The organism is Mycolicibacterium sp. TUM20985 (assembly GCF_030295745.1).
In the GTDB taxonomy this organism is placed as follows: Bacteria; Actinomycetota; Actinomycetes; order Mycobacteriales; family Mycobacteriaceae; genus Mycobacterium.
The window spans coordinates 1,064,589-1,087,700 of record NZ_AP027291.1; the positions used below are offsets into that span (position 1 = coordinate 1,064,589).

The 23,112-nt window shown below is 65.4% G+C and carries 27 protein-coding genes and 1 tRNA gene; 20 read left to right on the plus strand and 8 right to left on the minus strand.

Going from position 1 to position 23,112, the window contains the following annotated elements; genetic code table 11:
- Positions 1-572 precede the first annotated feature (572 nt).
- Entirely contained in the window at positions 573-1,196 is a 624-nt protein-coding gene (locus QUE68_RS05205; RefSeq protein WP_284232886.1) for an MspA family porin, read from the plus strand.
- Between the two features lie 63 nt (positions 1,197-1,259).
- Here the strand turns inward: QUE68_RS05205 and mscL are convergent, their stop codons facing one another.
- The 3 genes from mscL to QUE68_RS05220 form a co-directional block, all read right to left on the minus strand.
- Positions 1,260-1,706, minus strand: a complete 447-nt coding sequence (mscL, locus tag QUE68_RS05210; RefSeq protein WP_284232887.1) for a large-conductance mechanosensitive channel protein MscL — start codon at positions 1,704-1,706, stop codon at positions 1,260-1,262.
- An 86-nt stretch (positions 1,707-1,792) separates the two neighbouring features.
- Positions 1,793-2,464: an SAF domain-containing protein gene (locus QUE68_RS05215; RefSeq protein ID WP_284232889.1), complete on the minus strand. Its 672-nt coding sequence runs from the start codon at positions 2,462-2,464 to the stop codon at positions 1,793-1,795.
- A gap of 64 nt (positions 2,465-2,528) precedes the next feature.
- Entirely contained in the window at positions 2,529-2,906 is a 378-nt protein-coding gene (locus QUE68_RS05220) for an FmdB family zinc ribbon protein (protein WP_284232890.1), read from the minus strand.
- A 49-nt stretch (positions 2,907-2,955) separates the two neighbouring features.
- On the opposite strand from QUE68_RS05220, the gene QUE68_RS05225 reads away from it, so the two are divergent.
- On the plus strand, positions 2,956-3,672 hold the full coding sequence (locus tag QUE68_RS05225) for an HNH endonuclease family protein (protein WP_286275225.1): 717 nt from the start codon (positions 2,956-2,958) through the stop codon (positions 3,670-3,672).
- Here QUE68_RS05225 and QUE68_RS05230 read toward each other — a convergent pair.
- Positions 3,669-4,256 carry a 5-formyltetrahydrofolate cyclo-ligase gene (locus QUE68_RS05230; RefSeq protein WP_284232893.1) on the minus strand — a complete coding sequence of 196 codons (588 nt, stop codon included), beginning with the start codon at positions 4,254-4,256 and terminating at the stop codon, positions 3,669-3,671. The genes QUE68_RS05225 and QUE68_RS05230 overlap by 4 nt on opposite strands.
- Before the next feature lie 73 nt (positions 4,257-4,329).
- Here QUE68_RS05230 and QUE68_RS05235 point away from each other — a divergent pair, with 73 nt between their 5' ends.
- From QUE68_RS05235 to QUE68_RS05255, 5 genes are all read left to right on the plus strand, one after another.
- Positions 4,330-5,244 (plus strand): UTP--glucose-1-phosphate uridylyltransferase, encoded by a 915-nt coding sequence (locus tag QUE68_RS05235; RefSeq protein WP_284232895.1) that lies wholly within the window; start codon positions 4,330-4,332, stop codon positions 5,242-5,244.
- Between the two features lie 38 nt (positions 5,245-5,282).
- The gene (glp, locus tag QUE68_RS05240) at positions 5,283-6,542 is read left to right on the plus strand and encodes a molybdotransferase-like divisome protein Glp (protein WP_284224942.1); all 1,260 of its coding nucleotides are present in this window, start codon (positions 5,283-5,285) and stop codon (positions 6,540-6,542) included.
- A 12-nt stretch (positions 6,543-6,554) separates the two neighbouring features.
- Positions 6,555-7,208 (plus strand): GNAT family N-acetyltransferase, encoded by a 654-nt coding sequence (locus QUE68_RS05245; protein ID WP_284232897.1) that lies wholly within the window; start codon positions 6,555-6,557, stop codon positions 7,206-7,208.
- A 133-nt stretch (positions 7,209-7,341) separates the two neighbouring features.
- On the plus strand, positions 7,342-8,448 hold the full coding sequence (sepX, locus tag QUE68_RS05250; RefSeq protein ID WP_284232899.1) for a divisome protein SepX/GlpR: 1,107 nt from the start codon (positions 7,342-7,344) through the stop codon (positions 8,446-8,448).
- A 51-nt stretch (positions 8,449-8,499) separates the two neighbouring features.
- Positions 8,500-8,572: transfer RNA gene (locus QUE68_RS05255), tRNA-Ala, on the plus strand.
- A gap of 176 nt (positions 8,573-8,748) precedes the next feature.
- Here QUE68_RS05255 and QUE68_RS05260 read toward each other — a convergent pair.
- The 3 genes from QUE68_RS05260 to QUE68_RS05270 all read right to left on the minus strand — a co-directional run bounded on the left by QUE68_RS05260 (position 8,749) and on the right by QUE68_RS05270 (position 10,642).
- Positions 8,749-9,084, minus strand: a complete 336-nt coding sequence (locus tag QUE68_RS05260; RefSeq protein WP_284232901.1) for a hypothetical protein — start codon at positions 9,082-9,084, stop codon at positions 8,749-8,751.
- A 393-nt stretch (positions 9,085-9,477) separates the two neighbouring features.
- On the minus strand, positions 9,478-10,092 hold the full coding sequence (locus tag QUE68_RS05265; RefSeq protein WP_284232904.1) for a TetR/AcrR family transcriptional regulator: 615 nt from the start codon (positions 10,090-10,092) through the stop codon (positions 9,478-9,480).
- A 4-nt stretch (positions 10,093-10,096) separates the two neighbouring features.
- On the minus strand, positions 10,097-10,642 hold the full coding sequence (locus QUE68_RS05270; protein WP_284232906.1) for a hypothetical protein: 546 nt from the start codon (positions 10,640-10,642) through the stop codon (positions 10,097-10,099).
- A 183-nt stretch (positions 10,643-10,825) separates the two neighbouring features.
- Here QUE68_RS05270 and QUE68_RS05275 point away from each other — a divergent pair, with 183 nt between their 5' ends.
- From QUE68_RS05275 to QUE68_RS05330, 12 genes are all read left to right on the plus strand, one after another.
- Entirely contained in the window at positions 10,826-12,193 is a 1,368-nt protein-coding gene (locus QUE68_RS05275) for an aromatic ring-hydroxylating oxygenase subunit alpha (RefSeq protein ID WP_284232908.1), read from the plus strand.
- Positions 12,194-12,258: 65 nt separating this feature from the next.
- Positions 12,259-12,786 carry a hypothetical protein gene (locus QUE68_RS05280; RefSeq protein ID WP_284232910.1) on the plus strand — a complete coding sequence of 176 codons (528 nt, stop codon included), beginning with the start codon at positions 12,259-12,261 and terminating at the stop codon, positions 12,784-12,786.
- Positions 12,783-13,244, plus strand: coding sequence for a hypothetical protein (locus QUE68_RS05285; RefSeq protein ID WP_284232911.1), 462 nt, complete (start codon positions 12,783-12,785; stop codon positions 13,242-13,244). The genes QUE68_RS05280 and QUE68_RS05285 overlap by 4 nt, the downstream gene beginning before the upstream one ends.
- An 11-nt stretch (positions 13,245-13,255) precedes the next feature.
- On the plus strand, positions 13,256-14,527 hold the full coding sequence (locus QUE68_RS05290) for a cytochrome P450 (protein ID WP_454786457.1): 1,272 nt from the start codon (positions 13,256-13,258) through the stop codon (positions 14,525-14,527).
- A gap of 49 nt (positions 14,528-14,576) precedes the next feature.
- A complete protein-coding gene (locus tag QUE68_RS05295) occupies positions 14,577-15,332 on the plus strand; it encodes an SDR family NAD(P)-dependent oxidoreductase (RefSeq protein ID WP_286275748.1) in 756 nt (251 codons plus the stop codon).
- Positions 15,329-15,928, plus strand: coding sequence for a carboxymuconolactone decarboxylase family protein (locus QUE68_RS05300; protein ID WP_286275226.1), 600 nt, complete (start codon positions 15,329-15,331; stop codon positions 15,926-15,928). The genes QUE68_RS05295 and QUE68_RS05300 overlap by 4 nt, the downstream gene beginning before the upstream one ends.
- A 24-nt stretch (positions 15,929-15,952) precedes the next feature.
- Positions 15,953-17,431 (plus strand): aldehyde dehydrogenase family protein, encoded by a 1,479-nt coding sequence (locus QUE68_RS05305; RefSeq protein ID WP_286275227.1) that lies wholly within the window; start codon positions 15,953-15,955, stop codon positions 17,429-17,431.
- 12 nt (positions 17,432-17,443) lie between these two features.
- Positions 17,444-17,866: a nuclear transport factor 2 family protein gene (locus QUE68_RS05310; protein ID WP_286275228.1), complete on the plus strand. Its 423-nt coding sequence runs from the start codon at positions 17,444-17,446 to the stop codon at positions 17,864-17,866.
- 20 nt (positions 17,867-17,886) lie between these two features.
- Positions 17,887-18,780, plus strand: a complete 894-nt coding sequence (locus QUE68_RS05315; protein ID WP_286275229.1) for a TIGR03619 family F420-dependent LLM class oxidoreductase — start codon at positions 17,887-17,889, stop codon at positions 18,778-18,780.
- 52 nt (positions 18,781-18,832) lie between these two features.
- Positions 18,833-19,666 (plus strand): enoyl-CoA hydratase/isomerase family protein, encoded by an 834-nt coding sequence (locus QUE68_RS05320; RefSeq protein ID WP_286275230.1) that lies wholly within the window; start codon positions 18,833-18,835, stop codon positions 19,664-19,666.
- A 42-nt stretch (positions 19,667-19,708) separates the two neighbouring features.
- Positions 19,709-19,879: a hypothetical protein gene (locus tag QUE68_RS05325; RefSeq protein ID WP_286275231.1), complete on the plus strand. Its 171-nt coding sequence runs from the start codon at positions 19,709-19,711 to the stop codon at positions 19,877-19,879.
- The gene (locus QUE68_RS05330) at positions 19,828-20,235 is read left to right on the plus strand and encodes an SDR family NAD(P)-dependent oxidoreductase (RefSeq protein ID WP_286275232.1); all 408 of its coding nucleotides are present in this window, start codon (positions 19,828-19,830) and stop codon (positions 20,233-20,235) included. Before QUE68_RS05325 ends, QUE68_RS05330 begins: the two co-directional genes overlap by 52 nt.
- A 459-nt stretch (positions 20,236-20,694) precedes the next feature.
- Here QUE68_RS05330 and QUE68_RS05335 read toward each other — a convergent pair whose 3' ends face one another.
- A complete protein-coding gene (locus tag QUE68_RS05335) occupies positions 20,695-22,308 on the minus strand; it encodes a sensor domain-containing protein (protein WP_286275233.1) in 1,614 nt (537 codons plus the stop codon).
- Between the two features lie 165 nt (positions 22,309-22,473).
- Here QUE68_RS05335 and QUE68_RS05340 point away from each other — a divergent pair, with 165 nt between their 5' ends.
- Positions 22,474-23,082: a class I SAM-dependent methyltransferase gene (locus QUE68_RS05340; protein ID WP_286275234.1), complete on the plus strand. Its 609-nt coding sequence runs from the start codon at positions 22,474-22,476 to the stop codon at positions 23,080-23,082.
- Positions 23,083-23,112 lie beyond the last annotated feature (30 nt).

Sequence of the window (23,112 nt, forward strand, 5' to 3'; positions counted from 1 at the left end):
ACGCCCAGTGTGATCTTCGTCACACTGGAGCATCGGCATGACACCACAGCACCCAAAAAAGGATCATTCAGTTAACGAGATCTTCGGTAATTCGCTACCCGAAACCACCAAGGACGAATGGGACGACACCCGGCCCGAAGGTGCGGCCGATCGCGACGAGTGGTTGCGGGATAACGTCCCACCGCACCACGGCTGAGCTGTCGTTTTCCCGCCTGCGCCTGAGATATCCAGTGGCTGAACACAACCCCCGGCGCCCCTTGCTATGCGGGGGTTGAGCCGCATCCGGTCCTCGGGCTGCGCTCGGCGGACCGCGCGCCTTCCCCGCCGACGCCTTCGGGCAAACTATGCCCGGCGCTCGGCGCGGCTGGCCGTCGGGATGTGTACGCGTTGCCCGCCGGATGCCTCGCCGTTATGTTTCTGCTGTCAACGATGAGCAATTCGTAAGAACAACATGTGAGGTTTTTAATTCCCCTCACATGAAGGGCTTGCGGGGTGTCAGGCTTAGCGGTAGAGCCGGGCACTCACAGGAAACGGCGGACCCCGAGGGTTCGTCACGACAAGCTAGGGAGAACATGAAGGCAATCAGTCGGGTGCTGGTCGCTCTGGTAGCTGCGCTAGCGGCGCTTCTTACCAGCACGGGCACCTCTCACGCAGGTTTGGACAACGAGCTGAGCCTGGTCGATGGCCAGGACCGGACCCTGACGGTCCAACAGTGGGACACCTTCCTCAACGGTGTGTTCCCGCTCGACCGCAACCGCCTCACCCGCGAGTGGTTCCACTCGGGCCGGGCCAAGTTCATCGTCGCCGGCCCCGGCGCCGATGAGTTCGAGGGCACGCTGGAACTGGGCTACCAGATCGGCTTCCCCTGGTCGCTGGGCGTTGGCATCAACTTCAGCTACACCACACCGAACATCCTGCTCGACGACGCGACGCCGGCGAACCCGCTGCAGGTCATCACCCCGAACCTGTTCCCGGGTGTGTCCATCAGCGCTGACCTCGGCAACGGCCCCGGTATCCAGGAAGTGGCGACCTTCTCGGTCGACGTCTCCGGTCCCTCGGGTGGGGTCGCGGTCTCGAACGCTCACGGAACGGTCACCGGCGCTGCCGGCGGCGTGCTCCTGCGTCCGTTCGCACGGCTCATCGCGTCGACGGGTGACAGCGTCACCACGTACGGCGAACCGTGGAACATGAACTAACTCCCTAGTTCATCGAGAACAGCCCCCGGCCATTGGGCCGGGGGCTGTTCTCGTTGGTGGCCGTTACCGGTCGGCGCTCGTGTACGTCGCCGTGTCCGGGCTGGGTCCCGTGCCGGGTCCGGTGACGGTCTCGGCGCTGGTGCCGTCCTTCATGAGATTGCGGATCTCGGTGAGCAGGCTCAGCTCGGTGTCCTGGGCCTGCTCGACCTCGCCCTTCTTGCGCAGCCGGTTGTAGGGCATGACCACCAGGAAGTACACGACCGCGGCCACCAGGATGAAGTTGATGGCCGCGGAGATCAACAGGTTCAGATCGATGATCTGCCCGCCGCCGATATCGACCTGCAGCACGCCGACGTCGGTACCGCTGGCACCGATGCGGCTGGTCAGCGGCGTGATGATGGCATCGGTGAACGTCTTGACCAGCGCTGCGAACGCGGTGCCGATGACCACGGCGACGGACAGGTCGACGATGTTGCCTCGAGAGAGAAACTCCTTGAAACCCTTTAGCACGCCAGTTCCCTTCTCTGTGTCGACGGCCGCTTGCCGGACCGCTGGCGGTCCACGCTAGCCCCGGGACGATCCGCGATGCGGTGATGTCAGTGAAACGTCAGCGTCATCGCCTGTGACAACGAGGCGCCGGCTACCTCATTCGCCGCCGAGACGGGTAGCGCGATCAATACGACGCCGTCGCGGCGCACGTCCTGCGTCTTGGCGGATACCAGGACCACCACGGCATTGCTGGCGACCACTCGTGGCCGCGCCTCGGCGGGGTCGCTGCCCAGCGAGGCCCCGGACGGCGCCGAGAGGGCCAGCACGTCGACGACGTCGCCCGCGCGCACCAGGTCGAGGAGCGCGGCGTCGGCCGGATGGATGGGCACGATGCGCGAGTCCGGCCCGGCGGCCGCGTCGGCGAGTCGCGAACCGAGCACCCTGACGTCGGTGAGCACCTCGCCTCGCCGCGCGGGACCGGTGAGCGTCGCACCGATCAGATCGGTGGGGTCGGTCTGCGAGCCATCCGGAATGCTTGTCGCCGAATGCGATTCGAGCCGGAGGTCATCGACGGCCAGTTCGACGCCCGGAGCCAGGTCGCGCGCCGCCACGACGACGTCGGCTCGGCCGTCCCTGGGATCCGGGCGCAGTGCCGCCGCGGCGGCCAGCAGGACCAGGGCTGCCGCCGCCACGCGCCGAGCCATCAGCGTCCGCGTCCAGTCCGGCCGGAGCCCGTGGACGACGCGAGACGTCAGCGTCGGATTGAGCGATTCCCCCATGCCGCCACGCTAGGCAGCGGGTGCGCGGAGCGGGAGGGGGTGCGGAACGGCCTGTGGATAACTTCTAGCTGGAAGCTGCGGCGGTGGAGCTCGGCTTGCCCGAGGATCCCGAGCTGGAGCCGGACTTGTCCGAACCGGCTGACGTCTTCTCCGCCGGCTTCGACTTCTCGGCGGGCTTGTCGGCGGACTTCTCCGCGGGCTTGTCCGAGGAGGGGGACGACGATTCACCGCTATTGCTCGAGCCGTTGATGGTGCTCGCGGACGTGTCGCGGCTGTCGTTGCGGTAGAAACCACTGCCCTTGAAGACCACGCCCACGGAGCCGAAGAGCTTGCGCAACCTGCCCGAGCACTTCGGGCACGTCGTCAGGGCATCGTCCGTGAACGCCTGCACCGCGTCGAAGCGGTTGTCGCACTCGGTACATGCGTACGAATAGGTCGGCACCAAAACCTCCGCGAAATGACGAAAACTTGTTAGCACTCTAGCTGCCCAAGTGCTAGAACCGCTACGTGGGCCGGGTCATTCCGCGGCGATGGTCGCGATCGCCGCCGTCATCGTCATCGGTGCCGTCGTGTGGCTTCGGGTTCCCGTGGAGTCCGAGCGGCCGGCGCCGGCCACCCCGGCACAGGCCTCCGCCGACGTCCGATACGACCAGACGAGAGCCGACGTCGGACGGCTCGAGGTCACGAGCCGGCGGGCGGCGTCGGACTTCGCGCGGTCCCGATTCGGCGAGGCCTGGAGCGACGACGTCGACGTCGAGTTCGGCCACAACGGCTGCAACACCCGCGACGACATCCTGCGTCGGGACCTCATCGACCTGACCATGCGGCCGGGCACGTGCTTCGCCCAGAGCGGGACGCTGCTCGACCCCTACCGCAACGAGGCGATCGCGTTTCAGCGCGGCCCGGACACCTCCGGTGCGGTCCAGATCGACCACGTCGTCTCGCTGTCGGACGCCTGGTACAAGGGCGCCGCCGATTGGGACGACCGGCGTCGGCGCGACTTCGCCAACGATCCGCGCAACCTGCTGGCCGTCGGGGGAGATGCCAACTTCGACAAGGCGTTTCGTGATGCCGCGAGCTGGCTGCCGCCCAACGCGGCGTTCCGGTGCGAGTTCGTGGCGCGGCAGGTGGCGGTGAAGATGGCCTACCGGCTGGGGGTGTCGGCCAAGGAGAAGCGGGCCATGGAGCGGGTGCTCGCCGGCTGCTAGCGCGCTCCGCCGAGTGCGATCAGGCCACGACCGGGAGTCAGGGCATGGGTCATCGGTACGTCGTGGGATTCGCCGGGGAGGTGGGCGACGATCTCGTCGTCGCGGACCACGGCGATGATCCGCGCGGCCCGATCCGCCAGCGTCAGCGAACGGTCGTAGAAGCCCGCGCCCCGGCCGAGTCGGACGCCGGCGCGGTCGACGGCGAGAGCCGGGACGATGACCGCCGTTGCGGCACCGATTGCCGCCGCTGGTAGCCAGGGCGGGGGTGGTTCGCGCAGCCCGAAGGGAGCCGCGACCAGCTCACCGCGAAACTCACCCCAGCTCAGCGGCATCGGGCGGCCGTGTTCGTCGTCGCGGGCGACGGGTAGCAGCACCTTTGCGCCGGCCACCAACAGCGCGTCGAGCATGGCGGGCGAACCGGGTTCGGAGCCGACGGGGACATAGGCACACATGGTCGTTCCCGGTTGCGCCAGCTCGGCGACGTAAGCGCGCAGCGCGTCGCTCTCGGCGCGGCGCACCTCGGTGGCAACGCCGCGGCGAGCCGACAGAATGGCGGTGCGGAGTTCCGCCTTCGTCGCCTGCATGGCTTCACGATGTCACGCCGCAGATCGAAGGCTTGCCGGGTTGCGTGGTGCCGATGCCATTAGGGTGTGAACGATGACCACACGGGCTCTGGTGCCGATCCCGCGCACCGCGATCGTTCCGGCAGCAGGTTTGGGAACGCGCTTCCTACCTGCGACGAAGACGGTGCCGAAGGAGTTGCTGCCCGTCGTCGACACCCCGGGTATCGAACTCGTCGCGGCCGAGGCCGCCGAGGCGGGTGCCGAACGGCTCATCATCGTCACCTCGGCCGGCAAGGACGGCGTCGTCGCGCACTTCGTCGAGGACCTGGTCCTCGAGGGCACGCTCGAAGCCCGCGGCAAACAGGTGATGCTGGAGAAGGTGCGTCGCGCACCGGCGCTGATCAAGGTCGAGTCCGTGGTCCAGGCCGAACCGTTGGGCCTTGGGCACGCGGTGAGTTGCGTCGAGCCGAGCCTCGACGATGACGAGGACGCGGTGGCGGTGCTGCTGCCCGATGATCTGGTGCTGCCGACCGGTGTCCTCGAGACGATGTCGAAGGTGCGCGCCAAGCGCGGGGGATCGGTGCTGTGCGCGATCGAGGTGCCCGCCGACGAGATCAGTGCCTACGGCGTGTTCGACGTCGAGGTGGTACCCGACGCCGTGAACCCGAATGTGTTGCGCGTCAAGGGCATGGTGGAGAAGCCGAAGGCCGAGGACGCGCCGTCGCTGTATGCCGCGGCAGGACGATACGTCTTGGACCGCGCGATCTTCGACGCGCTGCGCAGGGTGCAGAAGGGTGTTGGCGGTGAGATTCAGCTGACCGATGCGATTGCCCTGCTCATCGAGGAGGGCCACCCGGTACACGTCGTCGTGCACCGCGGACGCCGACACGACCTGGGAAATCCCGGCGGATACCTCAAGGCTTGTGTTGACTTTGCGTTGGAGCGTGACGACTACGGACCCGAACTGCGGCGCTGGTTGGTCGAGCGGTTGGGTCTTGGCGCCAACTGACTAGCGTGGAGGCTCCGCGACTGGAGAAAGGCACACGAGTGCGTTCGGTGGAGGAGCAGCAAGCCAGGGTGGCCGCCGCCGCGGTGGCCCCTAGACCCGTGCGGGTGGCCATTGCCGAGGCGCAGGGACTGATGTGCGCCGAGGAGGTCGTCACCGAACGTCCGTTGCCCGGCTTCGACCAGGCGGCGATCGATGGTTACGCGGTGCGCAGCGTCGACGTCCTCGGCGTCGACGGCGGTGAAGACGGTGACGAGGGCGGCGCGGCCGAGGTGAGCCTGCCCGTGATGAGTGTCATCGAAGCGGGCGCCAAGACGCCGAGCCGATTGCAGCCCCGGCAGGCGGCGCGCGTGCAGACGGGTGCGCCCATGCCGACGCTGGCCGACGCGGTACTGCCGCTGCGCTGGACTGATGGCGGCGACTCCAGGGTGCGGGTGCTGCGCGGGGTGCGGTCGGGCGCCTACGTCCGTCGTACCGGTGACGACGTCCAGCCGGGTGACGTGGCGGTGCGGTCCGGAACGATCATCGGTGCGGCGCAGGTGGGGCTGCTCGCCGCGGTCGGACGCGAGCGGGTGCTGGTGCATCCACGGCCGCGGCTGTCGGTGATGAGCGTCGGCGGCGAGCTGGTCGACGTCTCGCGCACGCCGGGCAACGGACAGGTATACGACGTCAACTCCTATGCGCTGGCAGCGGCGGGGCGCGATGCCGGGGCCGAGGTCAACCGCGTCGGCATCGTGGACACCGAATCCAAGACGTTGCGCGACGTCGTCGAGGGGCAGATCAACCGCGCCGAGGTGCTGGTGATCGCCGGCGCGGTGGGGGGCACCGCCGCCGAGAGCGTGCGCGCGGTGCTGTCCGAGCTCGGGGACATGGAGGTGGCGCGGATCGCGATGCATCCCGGGTCCGTGCAGGGCTTCGGGCAGCTGGGGCGCGACGGGGTTCCGGTGTTCCTCTTGCCCGCGAACCCGGTCAGCGCGCTGGTGGTGTTCGAGGTGATGGTGCGTCCGCTGATCCGGATGTCGCTGGGCAAGCGGCAGCCGTTGCGGCGCGTCGTCCAGGCCCGCACGCTGTCGCCGATCTCGTCGGTGGCCGGGCGCAAGGGCTATCTTCGCGGTCAGTTGATGCGCGATCAGGACACCGGTGAATATCTGGTGCAGGCACTCGGCGGGGCGCCCGGTGCGTCGTCGCACCTGTTGGCGACGCTGGCCGAGGCGAACTGCCTGGTGGTGATCCCCAGCGATGCGGAGCAGGTCCGTACCGGCGAGATCGTGGACGTGGCCTTCCTCGCCCAGCGCGGCTGACGAAGCAGCGACATGAACCTCTGGCGGTCGCCTTCCCTGCATCCCGGCTGGCCGAAGGCCGTTGGCCCGCTGCGGGTAGCCGCGGGTCTGGTTCGGCTGCGCCCGGTCCGGCTGCGCGACGGTGCGGTGTGGAGCCACCTCCGGCTGGCCGATCAGGCTCATCTGGAGCCGTGGGAGCCGGTCGCCGAGGTGAATTGGGAAGCGCGCCACACTCTTTCGGCATGGCCCTCGATCTGCTCCGGTCTACGCGCCGAGGCGCGCAGGGGTCGTATGCTGCCCTATGCGATCGAGCTCGACGGCGAGTTCTGTGGCCAACTCACGATCGGCAACGTGACGCACGGAGCGCTGAGGTCGGCTTGGATCGGGTATTGGGTGGCCAAGGAGCGCAACGGTGGCGGGGTGGCGACGGCTGCGCTGGCGCTGGGGCTCGACCACGGCTTCGGTCCGGTCGGTCTGCACCGGATCGAGGCGACGGTCCGGCCCGAGAATGCGCCGAGCCGAGCCGTGCTGGCCAAGACCCGCTTTCGCGAGGAAGGTCTGTTGAAGCGCTATCTGGAGGTCGACGGGGCGTGGCGGGACCACCTCCTGGTCGCCATCACGGTCGAGGAGCTGGCGGGCTCGGCAACGTCGGCGCTGGTGCGCGACGGAAAGGCAAATTGGGCCTAGACCTGTGGCAGTTGTGACATATGGGACGGATGTGCTTGTCATGGGCGAATTACAGGTGTGTAATTGACCTCGGCGCGTCGCCCCCGGATGTGCTGGTCACGGACCTAACCTCAAGGGGAAAGGAGCCGGCGACATGCCAAGCATTCCCCAATCCCTTCTGTGGATCTCGTTAGTCGTCCTGTGGTTGTTCGTCCTGGTTCCGATGTTGATCAGCAAGCGAGACACTGTTCGCCGGACCAGTGACGTGGCGCTCGCGACGCGCGTGGTGAACACCGGCAGTGGCGCGCGCCTGCTGCGCCGCCGCAAGCCGGCCGCCGGCCACCACAGCGACCCCGACTGGCGTCCGACGCACGAGGAGATCGACGAGTACGACGACGACGATCCCGTCACCGACCCGCGAAAGGCCGTCGTGGTGATGGCCGCCGCCAAGGTCGAGGCCGAATCCGAGTACCTCGACGTCGACGTCGTCGACGAGGACTCCGGCGCCCTGCCCCTTGGCGCGACGGCGCGAACGGCGTTCGACCAGGAGCCCGTGCTACCGCTGGTCTTCGACGACAACACCGCGACGTTCACGGTCGACGACCTCCAGGAAGTCGACGAGGTCACAGGCACCGACGAGGAGTTCGAGGACGAGGACGAGTTCGACGCCGACGCGGAAGCCGAGTTCGCGACTGACGACGAAGCGATGACCGACGAATTCGCCACCGCCGCCGCGGACGACTACGACTACGACTACGAGTACGTCGACGACTCGTCGGGACTCGAGGCGTCGCCGGACCCCGACCTGCACGTCGCAGGCACCAAGTCGCAGGAACGTCGCCGCGCCTACGAGTCGAAGACGGCCGCCGCGGTGAGCGCGCGAAAGTTCCGGTTCCGCAAGCGAATGCTGATGGCCATGTCAGCGCTACTGCTGAGCAGTGCCATCGCGGCGTACGTGGTGTCCCCGACCTTCTGGTGGGTCTGCGGCACGGTGGGCGTGGTGACCGTGCTGTACCTGGGCTACCTGCGGCGGCAGACGCGCATCGAGGAGCAGGTGCGCCGCAGGCGGGCTCAGCGCATGATGCGCTCGCACCTCGGCGTCGAGAACACTCGCGACCCGGAGTTCGACGTCGTTCCGGCCCGGTTGCGGCGCCCCGGATCAGTGGTGTTGGAGATCGACGACGAGGATCCGATCTTCGAGCATTTGGACTATGCCCCGTTCGCACGTGAGTACGACCTGCCGCGCGCCGCTGGTCAGTAGCTCGGATTTCTAGCGCAGCACCGTCACTGGTAGCCTGTGCTACCGGTACAAGGGGCTATAGCGCAGTTGGTAGCGCGTCTCGTTCGCATCGAGAAGGTCAGGGGTTCGATTCCCCTTAGCTCCACAAGTTTTGGCAGGTAGAGAAGCTATCAGAGTTAGCCAGAAGGGTAGTCGCAAAGGCTCCGGACCCACCAGGGGTCCGCGCAGGATTAGCGCAGCGGACCCGCGAGGGCCTTTCGGACCCATTCAGGAGCTGATCGGGGTCCTACCCGAAAGCATCCAGAGGGCTTCGAGCCGCCGTCATTCGTGGCACCACACCGCCGTGGATTCATGCCAGGTTGCTCGACGGAGGTAGCCCGGATCGCCGGGCAGAAATCCACGCAGGTCAGTGATTCCCACGACGCCGTCGCCGATGGCTTCACCATTGTTCGATGTGCATGTTCGTAGACCGACGTCCTTCGAGAGCCTCTGTAGAGTCGCGCTCTGCTGAAGGAAGTGCTCCTCGTCGGCAAGGACGGAGTCTTGGTGTTCGAGTAGGCGCATCCGCTCCCACGGCGCAGCGAGAGCGGCATATTCGCCCACCAAATCGAAGTTGACGTGAAGAGTTGGCACCGTGAACATGCGGATCGCGATCACGCGGTCATCGACTGCACTCATGTGCTTGTGTGCCCAGGATGGTCCGCCCCCAACCCTGCACACCGACGACGTCGACCCGTCGTTACCCGCGAACCCCGCAACGGCCACCCAGGTCACGCACCCGACCGCCCGCAAATAGTTTGCTGACCTCTTGCCTAGACACCCTCCGGACCCACCAGGGACCCACGCAGGATTTCGCGTTCACGACGACCATCACGGCCAACAGTCCTGAGCTGGACTTATGTGGTCTAACCATCAGAACTTGTTCTGACAAAAGCCCAGGTCGAGGTCTAAATCTATTGTCCGCATCGAGAGGGTCAGGGTTTTCGAATCCCCTTAGCTCCACAGAGCTTCACGCCGCGTTGCGTTCGGCCGCCGCCGCCGCGAAAGCGGTTAGTGCGGCGTACTGACCGTGGTGGTGAGGATGCTCGACATCACCAGCTGTAGATACGGCCGGTACAGATCCTCGCCATCGAGGTGACTACTGATCGTGATTCCGTCGCTGGCGGCGATCACCACGCGAGCCAAGGTCTCCGCCGGGATGCTGAGCGTGCCTCCGATTCGAGCGACGTTCTCATCAATGAAGTCGCCCAGTGCCCGAATCGTTTCAAGCCGTTGGGCCGCAACGCCTTCGCGCGCTTCGGGATTTCGAAGCAGCAAGAGCGATAGCTCGTAACCCAATGCGGCCCTGTCCGTTCCGCTGCTGAGGTCGCGCCACCGAATGGCAAGTTCGTCGATGTTGATGTCACCGGTCGTGTGAAATGACTGCATGACTTCGGCGAACCCGTCGAGGAATTGCTGTCGTTGGCGTTCGACGACGGCGAGAAACAGCTTTTCCTTGGCGCCGAACTGCGAATAGATCGCTCCCCGAGTGAATCCCGCGACGTCGGCAATGTCCTCCAGCGCAGCACCGCTCAGCCCCTTGCGTGCGAAGACCTCCTCGGCGGCGTCCAACAGCACGCTTCGGATGTGCTCAGCCCGTCGCTCTCGGGTCCAACGTTCCGCCATGTCTTCATCCTCCCACCATGTTGAGTCGCGGTGAGGTTGCCCGCCGCTCGAGCAACGACACTTGCTGCTGCTGGTCGACGACTCCTGATGCGGCCCAGAACTGTTCGCGATCCCCGGTTCGGCTAGTGAGGCCTGCGACGAGGGCTGCGCGGGCCTTGAACGCTCGGGCGGCTGCACTGAGGTCGTGTCCAGCCGGTTCGAGCAGGTAGGTCGGTCGCTCTGGCAAATGCAGTCCCCACAGCAACACGTCGATGTGCCGTCCAGCGAGTGACTTCCGGACCGGACCGGACACCCGGCCATCTGGACCGACCAAGTCGATCGGCATCGCCACGACATGCTGAACAGCTACAGCGATGGAGTGCAATGGATCGGTTGGTGCATGACGTCCGCCGGTATCGGCGCCGAGGATCTTCAGAGGCAGTGTGCTGTGGCAGTCGTTGGAGAAGACTCTGACCTGCCAGCCCGCGAGCGCGCGGTCGCAGATTAAGCCTCCCGCGCAGTCGACGGCATCGGCGACGCTGTGGGCCATCACATCGAGTTGGTAGATCATGGCGGACCTCCCGAGCCACTTCGATACACACTTGTATTGGCGATACATCAATGTATAACATGGTCGCGGTCACCCTTCCTAGAGGCGGAGTCGCGGCGCGGACGCCGTTGAAGCCGCTGGGCCGCTACCAACCACACGATGTCGATGCGACCGGACTTCCGGTCGTCGACGAGGAGGACTGCCGTGTTGCAAGCCAGACGACCCGGTGAATGGGCCGAACAGAATTCCGGAACCGGTCTGGGATTGGCCGAGGTAAAGCCCGGCACGTACAAGATGACGATTCCGACGGATCGTTACACGTCGCCCGAATACGCCGCGCGTGAGCGGGACGCGATCTGGATGAAGGTGTGGCAGATCGCCGGCCGCGTCGAGGATCTCCCGAAAGTCGGCGACTGGAAGAAGTATGAGGTCCACGACCAGTCCTTCATCATTGCGCGTGGAAAGGACCAGAAGCTACGCGGATTCGTCAATGCGTGCCGGCACCGCGGCAACGCGCTCTGCATCACCGAGACCGGCAACGCCAAGCGCGGATTCCTCTGTCAGTATCACCTCTGGTCCTATGACCTCGAGGGCAGACTGCGCGGAATGCTGCGCGAAGAGCTCGTCGGCACCATCGACAAGGCCGACAACGGACTACTCCAGGTGCCGGTCGACACGTTCGCCGGCTTCATCTTCCTCAACCCCGACCCCCACGCCGCACCACTGCGCGAGTACCTGGGGGAGGAGGTCTACAACCTGTTGGAGCCCTACAACATCGACCAGTTCACCACGGTGATGGATGTCAAGGAAGCCATCGACTGCAACTGGAAAGTCGTCATGGACGCCTTCGAAGAGGGCTACCACATCAACGGCATCCATCCCCAGCTGCTCGCGGTGCTGCACATCAACCCGGCGACAGCGCGCTACCAGTTCTTCGAAAACCACAGCGTCGCAATGGCTCCATTTGAGGTGGCTGGCGCCGGCGACCGGCAGCAGGTCGACGGAATGATGGCCCTCCCCGAGACCTTCCCCGGCACGGTCGCGGTAATCCCGCGGTTCCAAGAACTCCTCGCGCCCTACCTGGGCGAGGACGGAAACGTCGCGTTTCCGGAGGGCGTCACTGCCCGCGCACTGCTGCAGCAGGCCACCCGTGAGGTTCTGACCGGCATGGGCCTCGATGTTAGCGACTTGACCGACAATCAGATGGTCGACAACCAGGGCTGGGTGCTGTTCCCCAACTACTTCATGACGGTTCGCGCAGGCGAATGCCACGTGGTCATGGCGGCACCGCACCCCGATGGTGATCCGAACCGGTGCATCTGGCATGTGACCAGTTACATTTATCTGCCGGATGAGTTTCGCGATGCCGTTCGCGCCGAAGCGGTCGTAGTGGATACGCCGGGAAGTCACAAATATTTCGAGGCGCTTCAGCAGGATTACGTGCAGATGCCGCGCCAGCAGCTGGGCTTGCGCAACGACCGGCTCGACCACATCTCGCTGGTCAAGGAGGAAGTCGTCATCGCCCACTTTCATTCAGTGCTCGACCGTTACATGGCAGAGCACGCGAAATAACCGCGGCCACATGTCATTTCAATACCCCAATTGTCAACACCCCGCTCACAGAGGACTCCAACAACGTGAACACCGAAGAGCGCATCGCTCACCATGTCCGGATGGCCGAGGCCTATCGCGACGCCTACCTACGTCAGGGCATCCAGGACGGCGAGGCATTCGCCGATGCGTGGAAGTTCGCCGACGACGGCGCCTACGTCTCGCCATACTTCACCGGTGATCAGGTGTTTCCGTTCAGCGAGTTCCCTTCCGACACCGCCAAGGCATCGACGATGGAGGCCAAGGCGTACTCGCTGACCTTTCCGGACTGGATGCCGGCGTCCTTCAACTACTGGCCGGCCAACAACGGTGTCGTGATGAAGACCCGGTGGGAAGGGCATCGAAAGGACACCGGCGAGAAGATGGGCTTCTACTCCTACAGCTTCATCGATACGAACGACGCGGGTGAGCTCACCCGCTGGGAGACTCACGTCAACGATGAGTACAACGCGTTCCTCGACGTCGCCATCGGCGTACACGGCCCATTCCACGGCACCGGCGAATACGTCCAGGCACTTGAGCGCACCCTCGCCGCGGCAGGAGTGGCAGTATGACGACGATCGACGACGTCATCGGCGAGACTTCCGGGCGGTCGCGCGCCGTACTCGACTACAGCCAGACCACCAAGGCTTTGGTGAAAGCTGCCAAGGAGCCAGGGTTTTCGGTCGATAGCTGGGGCCCGCTGGCCGAGCTGATCGCGGTCGACGACTTCCTCCGCATCGGCCCGTTCAGGGACGAGATGAAATGGCCGGCATATACCGAGTTCCTGACCGGCTGGGCGATGTCCTCGGAATGGGACTGCTCGTTCAAGCGGATCACCGAGACTCCCGATGTGGTGTTCCTCGAACTGGAGGAACGTAGCCAGATCGGCGACTTCAGCAGCGTCGTCAACTCGGTGTCTGTCTATGAGTTCAACGCGGACGACAAGATTACGTTCGTCGCCGTCTACCTGCAGATGCAACTGCCGGACGGCATGATCCCCAACCTCGACGCCGCGGAAGGCACGCAGTGACCGAGCAGGAACTGGCCACCGATATCGACTCGGTCGACTTCTTCACCAACGACAAGCTCCTTCAGGATCCGTATCAGTATCTGGCTGCGGTGCGAAATGAGTGCCCGGTGCGCCGGGAACCCCATCACGACGTCGTGATGATCACGGGCTACGAGGAGGCGGTCGCGGTCTACAACGACAGTGAGCGCTTCTCGTCGTGCACGTCGGTCACCGGACCGTTTCCCGGCTTTCCCGTACCCCTTGAGGGCGAGGACATTTCGGAGTTGATCACCAAGCACCGCAACGATCTCCCGTTCCACGATCAGCTGCCGAGCCTGGATCCGCCGATACACACCGATCACCGGGCGCTGCTGTCGCGAATGATCACGCCCAAACGCCTCAAGGAGAACGAGGACTTCATGTGGCGCCTGGCAGATCGTCAGTACGACGAGGCGCTCGCTGGCGGTGGCTGTGAATTCGTCGCCGACTTCGGCAACCCGTTCGCGATGCTCGTCATCGCCGATCTCCTCGGTGTCCCGGAGTCCGACTACGACGACTTCAAGGGTGAGTTGCTCAACTCGACTGGCACCATCGGCAGCAGCGGTGGCGACGCGATGCACCACTCGCCGCTGGAGTACCTCTACGGCAAATTCACCGTGTACATCACCGAACGCCGTGAGAACCCACGCGACGACGTGCTGACCGGCCTTGCGTCGGCGGTCTTTCCCGACGGCAGCACCCCACCGGTGATCGACGTGGTGTGCGTGGCCGCCAACCTGTTCGCTGCCGGGCAGGAGACCACGGTCCGCCTGCTCAGCACCGCGGTGATGATGATCGCCGAGGACCCGGCGCTGCAGGCGAGGCTGCGCGCCGACCGCAGCCTGATCCCCGCCTTCATCGAGGAGGCACTCCGTTTCGAGAGTCCGATCCGCGGAGACTTCCGGCTGTCCAAGGTGCCCGTCACCATCGGGGGCGTCGATCTGCCCGCAGGGACGACGGTGATGTTGAACAACGCTGCGGCCAACCGTGACCCTCGCCGCTTCACCGACCCCGACACCTTCGATGTCGCACGCTCGAATGCGCGTCAGCACATCGCCTTTGGCCGGGGACCACACAGTTGCCCGGGTGCCCCGCTCGCACGGGCCGAGGGAATGATCAGTCTCAATCGGCTGCTGGACCGGACCTCAAACATCTGGATCGACGAGGACGAGCACGGGCCAATGGACAACCGGCGTTACCGCTACCTGCCCACCTTCATCCTGCGCGGACTCACCAAGCTGCACGTCGGATTCAGCCCGGCCTGACTTGCGGAACAGCCCCTTCCCTCGAACAGCAACAGAAGGACAAACGGCCATGCCCTTTGACGGGACCACCGCAATCGTCACCGGCGGCGCCCAAGGCCTCGGCCTGGCGATCGCCGAAGCACTTGCGGCCCGCGGAACCAAGGTCGCCATCTTCGACCTCGCGACCGACCAGATCGCCACCGAAGTGGCCCGATTGCGCGGGCTGGGCGGAACAGTCAACGGCTACACCGTCGACGTCTCCAACCGGAGCCAGGTGCAGGCAGCCGTCGAGCAGGTGCGCGCCGACCTCGGTCCGGTGCTGATCCTGATCAACAACGCCGGCATCGAGCAGTTCGGCAAGTTCTCCGAGATCACCGACGAGCAATGGGATCGCGTCATGGCGATTAACCTCCGCGGGCCGTTCATCTGCACTCAAGTGGTGTTGCCGGACATGCTGGAGGCGAAGTGGGGTCGAATCGTCAACCTGTCGTCCTCCAGCGCGCAAGGCGGGCAGTCTCACATGGCTGCCTACGTCAGCTCGAAGGCAGGTGTCATCGGCTTCACCAAGAGCCTCGCACTTGAGTTGGGGCCCAGGGGAATAACGGTCAACACTATTCCGCCGGGGATGGTTGTTACCCCGATGTTGGAGAAGGCGATAGCCGAGGGCCGATTCACCGGCTCGCTGGAACACTTCGCGAAGATCACCCCCGTTCGCCGCGCTGGGCGGCCCGAGGATATCGCCAATGCCGCGATATTCCTGTGCCAGGACGAATCCTCCTATGTCACAGGGCAAGTCATCGGTGTCAATGGAGGCAGGCGAACATGAGTGAACCGCTACTCCCACCACTGCAGGAAGCGGAGTGGGGCGATGACGAGTACGCGGCGTTCGGTGCGCTGATGGGCCTGCCGGGGGAGCAGGTGCCGCGAGCGGGATCCGGCCACGCCGCCGACCCGCTGAAGTTCGACATCATTGGCCTGCTCGCGCGGCATCCCAAGATGGCCCGCAAGTTCCTGGCCTACAACGGGTGGCTGTTACAACGCGGCGAATTGTCCTTGAGGCTCCGTGAGTTGGCGGTGCTGAGGGTGGCGCACACCCGTCGCTCGGTGTTCTTCTGGGGCGAACACGTCAACATCGCCACCAAGGGTGGCGTCCCGGCCGACGACGTCGACCGGTTGGCTGATGGCAACGGCACCTTCGACGGATCCGACCTGATAGTGCTCGAAGCCACCGACGAACTGCTGGCCAACGGCAAGGCTAGCGCCGCGACGTGGCAACGCCTCGTCGTCGAACTCGGCACACACCAGGCGATGGAACTGATCTTCGTCGTCGGCACCTACGCGATGCTCGCGATGGCCTTCGACACCTGGGGACTGACACCACCGAAGGGCAGCGCAGCGTTGCCCGCTCCCCTCAGGGAGTAGACCAACTTGGAGGAGTGAACCGAAATGACAACTGTGCACACGGGTGTGCTGGCGGGCGATGAGCGCATGCTCATCGACGGAGAGTTGCAGACCACCAGCAGTGGCGCGACGTTCGACGTCATCCACCCCGGCAGTGAGGAAGTCGCCGGCCAGGCCACCGATGGCACGGTCGCCGACATGGAACGCGCCATTGGCGCGGCACGCCGGGCATTCGACGAAGGGCAGTGGTCACGTGACGTGGATTTCCGCTACCACTGCTTGATCCAACTCGCCGACGCCCTAGAGCGGGACAAGGAGCGGCTGCGACGGATCCTGATCACCGAGGTGGGCTGTCCGGTCAGCGTGACGGGCAGCCAGATCGAGGATCCGATCAACGAGGTGCGGCACTGGGCCGAGCACGGGCGGGCATTCGATTACGAGGTCGACAACGGCATCCACGAAACTCAGCTGGGTCCGGTGCACCGCAAGATCTTCTACGAATCTGTCGGCGTTGTTGGGGCGATCACTCCATGGAACGTGCCGTTCTATCTGAACATCGCCCAGACCATTCCGGCACTGATGGCCGGTAATACCGTGGTGCTCAAGCCGGCTCAGTTGACGCCGTGGTCGGGCAGCGAGTTGGGCCGCATCGTGGCCCAGGAGACCGACATCCCAGCCGGGGTATTCAACGTGGTGGTCGCAGGCGCGAACGAGGTCGGCGCTGCATTGTCGGCGGACCCGCGGGTGGACATGATCACCTTCACCGGATCCACTGCTACCGGGCGCGCCATCCTGGCGGCCGGAGCGGCGACGGTGAAGAGGACGCTGCTGGAGTTGGGTGGCAAGTCGGCTCACATCGTCCTCGACGACGCCGACTTCAACGCGTCGCTGCCGCTGGCCGCGATGATGGCCTGTGTCATGTCGGGCCAGTCCTGTATTCTGCCATCACGAATCCTGCTGCCGCGCAGCCGCTATGAAGAAGGTCTTGGGATTCTCAAGGCGATGATGGAGGGCTTCCCCGTCGGCGACCCGTGGACCCCGGGCAACATGCAGGGTCCGCAGATCAGCGCCACTCAACGGAACAAGGTGCTTGGCTTGATCAAATCCGGCATCGACTCCGGCGGGCGTCTGATCACCGGCGGCGGAATCCCCGATCACCTGCCCGTCGGCTATTACGTGCAACCCACCCTGCTCGCGGACGTGGATCCGAACGCCCAGGTCGCGCGGGAGGAAATCTTCGGCCCCGTGCTGACCGTCACGCCGTACGACACCGACGACGAGGCCGTCGACATTGCCAACAACTCGATCTACGGCCTCTCCGGCGAGGTCTCCAGCGGTGACGTCGACCGCGCTCTGGCCATCGCGCGACGGATGCGCACAGGCAACGTCACGATCAACGGCAAGAGCCACTTCGGCATCAACAGCCCATTCGGAGGCACCAAGCAGTCCGGGCTCGGACGGCGTAACGGTGAGGAAGGCTTCAAGGAATACCTGGAGTCCAAGACCGTCGGCATGCCGGTATAGGAGCATCGGTCAATGGACCTCCAGCAAATCAGCGACGAACTCGAGATCAACGGACTGCTCACCAGGTATGCCCGGGCCGTCGACGCGAAGGACTGGGAGTTGTATCGCTCGCTGTTCACCGACGACGCGTACATCGACTACTCCGCGGCGGGTGCGGCGGCAGGTCCCCGCGACGAGGTCGTCGACTGGTTCAGCCAGAATTTCGGAGCGGTTCCGTGGACCATGCACTACATCACAAACGTCGATATCCAACTCGACGGTGACGATGCGCACGTGCGGGCGATGTTCTACAACCCAATGCAGCTGCCCGGGATGGAGGAACCGAGTTACTGCGGCGGCTACTACCACCACGAACTCGTTCGTACACCGAACGGGTGGCGCAGCCGCAATCTGCGCGAGGAGAGCCTCTGGTTCACCAACGCGCCGACGAAATAGCGAATTTAGCGAAGGCGACAATGAAAATCTGGACGGGCACGGCGTTCATGCACACCTCCGAGGCGGTTCCGGTGGCCCGCATGCTCGATGAGGCTGGCTTCGACGGCATCGTGGTCTCCGATCACATGATCTATCCACGTAAATTGTCGTCACCGTATCCGTCGCCGACCGGCAAGCCAATGTGGACACCCGATACGGCCTGGCCCGATTCCTGGGTGCTCATCGGCGCGATGGCCGCCGTGACGACCAAGATCCGGTTCACCAACGCGGTCTACATCGCACCGGCGCGCCCACTGTTGGAGGTCGCCAAACAAGTGGCTACCGCTGCGGTCATCTCCGGTGATCGGGTCGCGCTGACCGTTGGGGCCGGATGGATGCGCGAAGAGTTCGAACTGATGGGCCAGGACTTCGGCAACCGCGGCAAACGGCTCGACGAGATGATCGAGGCCCTGCCCGCGCTGTGGCGCGGAGGCTGGGTGTCGTGGAACGGAAAGTACTACCAGATACCGGAATTGATGATCGAACCGCATCCGTCGGCGCCGGTGCCGATCATGTGCGGCGGAGAGTCCGAGGCGGCGCTGCGGCGGGCGGCACGCCTGTGCTGCGGGTGGGTCGGCAATGCCTACGCGTGGGAGGACGCCAGCCTGAAGGTGCGGACGCTCAACACCATGCGACGCGAATACGGCAGGGAGAACGAGCCGTTCGACATCGTGCTCGCGATACGCGAGCCCGCCACGGTCGAGCTGTTCAAGCGCGCCGAGGACATCGGGGTCACAGCAGTAATGTGCAGTCCCTGGGCGATGGCCGATGACGTTGCCTCCGGCGCCCACGATACGTTCAAACTCGCCGCCGACCGATACCGGGAACCCATCGAGAGGTTCGCCCAAGACATCCTGGCCAAGGTGCACGAGTGATCCGCATGGACGAGAGCGATAGGCCACACACATTGTCAATCAAGGAGATTCGATGACGAAGACTGCTGACCCAGCGCCGAGCCCCCGTCCGCCGGAGGGTGATTGGCTGGGTACGCCGTTCCTGAAGTTCACCCGCGAGGGTGCGTTCGGCGTATGCACTCTGGATCGTCCCGAAGCGCGCAACGCGATGACGCCTGCGATGTACTTCGGTATCAGATACGCGGTCCGCCACGTCGACGCCGACCCCGACCTCGCGGGGCTGCTGATCACCGGCACCGGCGACGTGTTCGCACCGGGCGGGGACATGGGCGGCGGTGGCGCCGACAACTGGTTGACCTACGGTTCAGCCCTCGGGATGGACGTCACGCCGTTCGAGACGTTGCGCCAATCGGTCAAGCCGGTGGTGTCGGCGGTCAACGGACTCTGTCAGGGCGGCGGTCTGCAGATCGCGATGTGCAGCGACATGGCGGTCGTCAGTGAGCGGGCCACGTTTCGGGTGCCCGAGTTGTACCGCGGCATCGCCGACACCTACTACAGCCACATGCTGGCGCGGTTGATCGGGCCGGTGCGGACCCGCGACCTGATGTTCACCGGCCGGACGCTGACTGCTGATGAGGCCAGGGACTGGGGCATGGTGGCGCGGGTGGTCCCGCACGACGAACTGCTCGGCAGGGCTCGCGAGGTGTTGGCTCAGTGCTGCCGCACCGCCCCAAGGGCCAGGACCGTCGTCAAGTCCAGCCTCGACAATTACCTCGGCCTCTACGACAGGATCGGCATGCAGGCCAGTCTGGGCGAGCCCGAATCGGTCGAGGGTTTCATGGCCTTCAAGGAACGGCGCTCTCCCAGTTGGGTGCATCCGGACCTGCAGATCGACGGACGGCTGTGAACCAGCTGCGACGCGGGGAGCGCACGGGAGGGATATGCGGCGATGACCGACTACCTCCGTGATCTGTTCGGACTCACCGGCAACGTCGCAGTGGTGACCGGTGGCGCCAACGGAATCGGCCTGGGTATCGCAACGGTGTTGGCGGAAGCGGAGCGTCCGTCGTGCTCGCCGACCGGGACGGTGAGGGCGCTCGGCGCAAGGCTGCGACCCTGACTGCGTTGGGGCTCAACGAGGTTGCGGTCATCGTGGATCTTGCTGACGAGCAATCGATCGCTGATTCGTGCGCCGACATCGTGGCGAATGTCGGTGCGCCGTGGCTCTTGGTCAACAACGCCGCTTTGCAGGACCGCGAGCCACTTCTCGAGGCCACTGCGACGGGGTGGGACCGGATCCATGCGGTCAATGCGGTTCTGCCCGGCGCGGTCATCACACCCGGTGCGATAGACGCCAAGGCCGTACTCAGCGACGGACCCGCGACGCGTCAGACGCCGATCGGCTTTCAGGAGCCGCGCGAGAGCCCGCCCGGTCACGAATCAGGTGCTTGCGGTCGATGGAGGATTCTCGATTAGTTGACGGGAGCCAGGGCCGGCGGGCTTCGGTCAGCGAAGCATTCCGTGTCAACCGCAAAGCAGCGGCGTCTGGCATCGCCAAGACGACGATCTACCGGCGATACCGCGACCGGCGCGATGTCTTGTCACAGGCGCTGTCGCGCTTGGCCTCGCCGGCCCCGCTGGATCCGCGGGTTGAACCGCCCGAACGGCTGCGGTGGCTCATCAGACACGCAGTCGAAACCATCGAAGGTGGTGTCGGTCTCGGCGCCTACATTGCCGAACATGCCCGGAGCGGAAGTGTCGCGGCCGGCTGGAACAAAGGCTGTTCGATCTGTTCTGTCCGGCGGTGCAGCCCGCGGGGCGCCGGTGACGAGCAGCATGGTGAACGGTTCGTCGGGGGGTGGCGATGACCCTCGACCCGGTCGGCACGCTTGGCTTCGGAACCAACGGGGCACTGACCGCTGTGCGCGCCGTGCGTCAGGGCGCGTGGCGAGTTTGGCCCGGTCCGGAAGCCTTGGCGGCGTACATCGCGGCATCCGCTGCGGCCAGGAGCTCAGACGCATCGCGATCGTCGTCGGACATCACCGCGACCACTCCGATGCTCGCGGTGATGGTGATCTCGGCCTTGCGGTAGCGGATCGGCTTAGACGCCGCGCGGTGCAGCTCACCGACGAGCCGATCGATGCCCGGCCGATCGATGAGGTCGAAGAGCAACACCACGAATTCATCGCCGGCTAGCCGCGCGATGACGTCTCCGTCGCGCAGGGCATCGCCCATCCGGGTCGCCGCAGTGGTCAGTACGACGTCACCGGCGCTGTGGCCGTACGAGTCGTTGATGAGCTTGACGCCGTCCATGTCGATGAAGAGCACTGCGCTAACCCGGTTTTCGGCCTCCGGTGCGAGCGAGGCGGCGAGCCGATTCAGCGCGTGCGACCGGTTGGGCAGGCCGGTCAGCGGGTCGTGGTCGACGGCGTGGGCCAGTTGTTCACTGGCGAGTTTCTGTGCGGTCACGTCCACGAAGGTGCAGAGCACCTGCGAATGTTCGGGATGATCTGGAGCCAGGAGGCGGACGCTGACGGACAACCACACCCTGTGCCCGTCGGTGTGGTCGATGCCAATCGTGCGTTCGGTCTGCGGGATGCCGGACTCCACGGCCCGCTGTAGCGGATTGGCGGGTGGAGCGATCGGTCGCCCGGCTGCGTCGAAGAGGGGAATGTCCGCCGCGAACGGGGTCTTGCTCTTCGTGATTCCCTCGGCGATCCGCCACGCCGTCGGGTTGGCCGACTCCATCGCACCGTCGAAGCTGAACACCGCGACCCCGGCGTCCATGGCCGTCACGACGGCCTCGAAGTGGCGTTCGGCGCGACGCAGGGCGGTGAGATCCGCACATACGAGCACGTAGCCGCCATCGGTGACCGCGGCCGACACCCGGACCGACCGGGGGGAACCGTCGCCAGCGACGTGCGTCATATGCAGCACGCCACCACGCGTGGACAACTGCTCCGCATCCACGGGGACGCCGACCGCGTCGCTCACGGTAAGGCTGAGGACCTGTCCGACGCTGCGTCCATAGATGATTTCGGCGGCCGCGTTCCAGCTCGTGACTGCGCCCAACGGGGAGACGCCGATGACGGCGTCGCTGACGTGGTCGAGCAGGGCCGCCTGGTACTTCAGGACCGCGGCGGTCTTGACGGTGGTCAGGTCCCGGAAGTTGGTCACGACCGCGGGGCGGCCGTCCCACTCCACCCGCATCGAGGTCGCCTCCACGTCGCGGGCGGAACCTCGGGGACGATCCATCACCACTTCGGACGGCTGCGACGAATCACCGTCCCGTTGCAGCCCGTCGAGTCGTCGCTCGACGGCGGTCATCGAATCCGCATGGACGAACTCCGCGAGCCGTCTGCCGATCAATCCCACCGCGGGATCCACGCCCATCCAGCGGACGGCAGCCGCGTTCGCGAAGACGATTCGCCCGTCTTGATGCGCGCAGATGCCGTCAGACGACATCTCCGCCAAGCGGACGAAACGTTGCTGGAAGAGCGCGGCAGCATCGGGACCGACGTCAGCGGAACCCTTCCCCGCCGTACGCACCATGGACTCCCCAGCCTGGTCAGCGACCCTCGATCCCCAAGGCTACCTCGGTGTCATCTTCGTCCGCCCCGGCCGAGGTCGAGCTAGCTCGAGCGGTGACCGAGTCGCTCGGCCGAGCCGACCAGATTGCCGAGCCCCCGAATGGGGAATCGGTGTCCCGTGAGCATGACAACGCAAAACGCATTCGCCGCCGACGTCGCGCAGTGGTCGGACATCCCCGGTTGGTTTCACTGGCGCGACGGCCAGAAGGAGGCCGTCACCGTCTTCGATGAGGGAAGCACCTTCGTCGAGGTCGGCTCGTATCTGGGCCGCAGCCTCTGCTCGCTGGCCGACGTCGTCCGCGGTTCGGGTCGTGACTTCACCGTCATCGGCGTCGACACCTGCCGTGGCAGCGGCGAGGAGGGGCTCGCGAACGAGAACGCGCATGGGCCCGCGGTGGAGTATGGCGGCGGCACCTTCGCAGGTCTGTTGCACCGCAACGTCATTGCGTGCGGATTCGCCGATGACGTCCACGTGTTCATCAGCTCGTCGCCGAAGGCGGCCGACTTCTTCGTCGACGGCTCACTGGCGTGGGTCCACCTCGATGCCCGGCACGACTACGACAGCGTCGCCGCAGACATCGACGCGTGGGCGCCGAAGGTGATGACCGGCGGTTGGCTCTCCGGTGACGACTACGACGACCTCCTCTGGCCCGGCGTCGTCGCGGCTGTGCGCGACAGGCTCCCCGAGGCGCACGGTTGGCTGACCGCGCAGTGGCGCTGGCTCAAGCCCTGACGTTCATGCGGGTGGTTTCGCCTTCGCGAT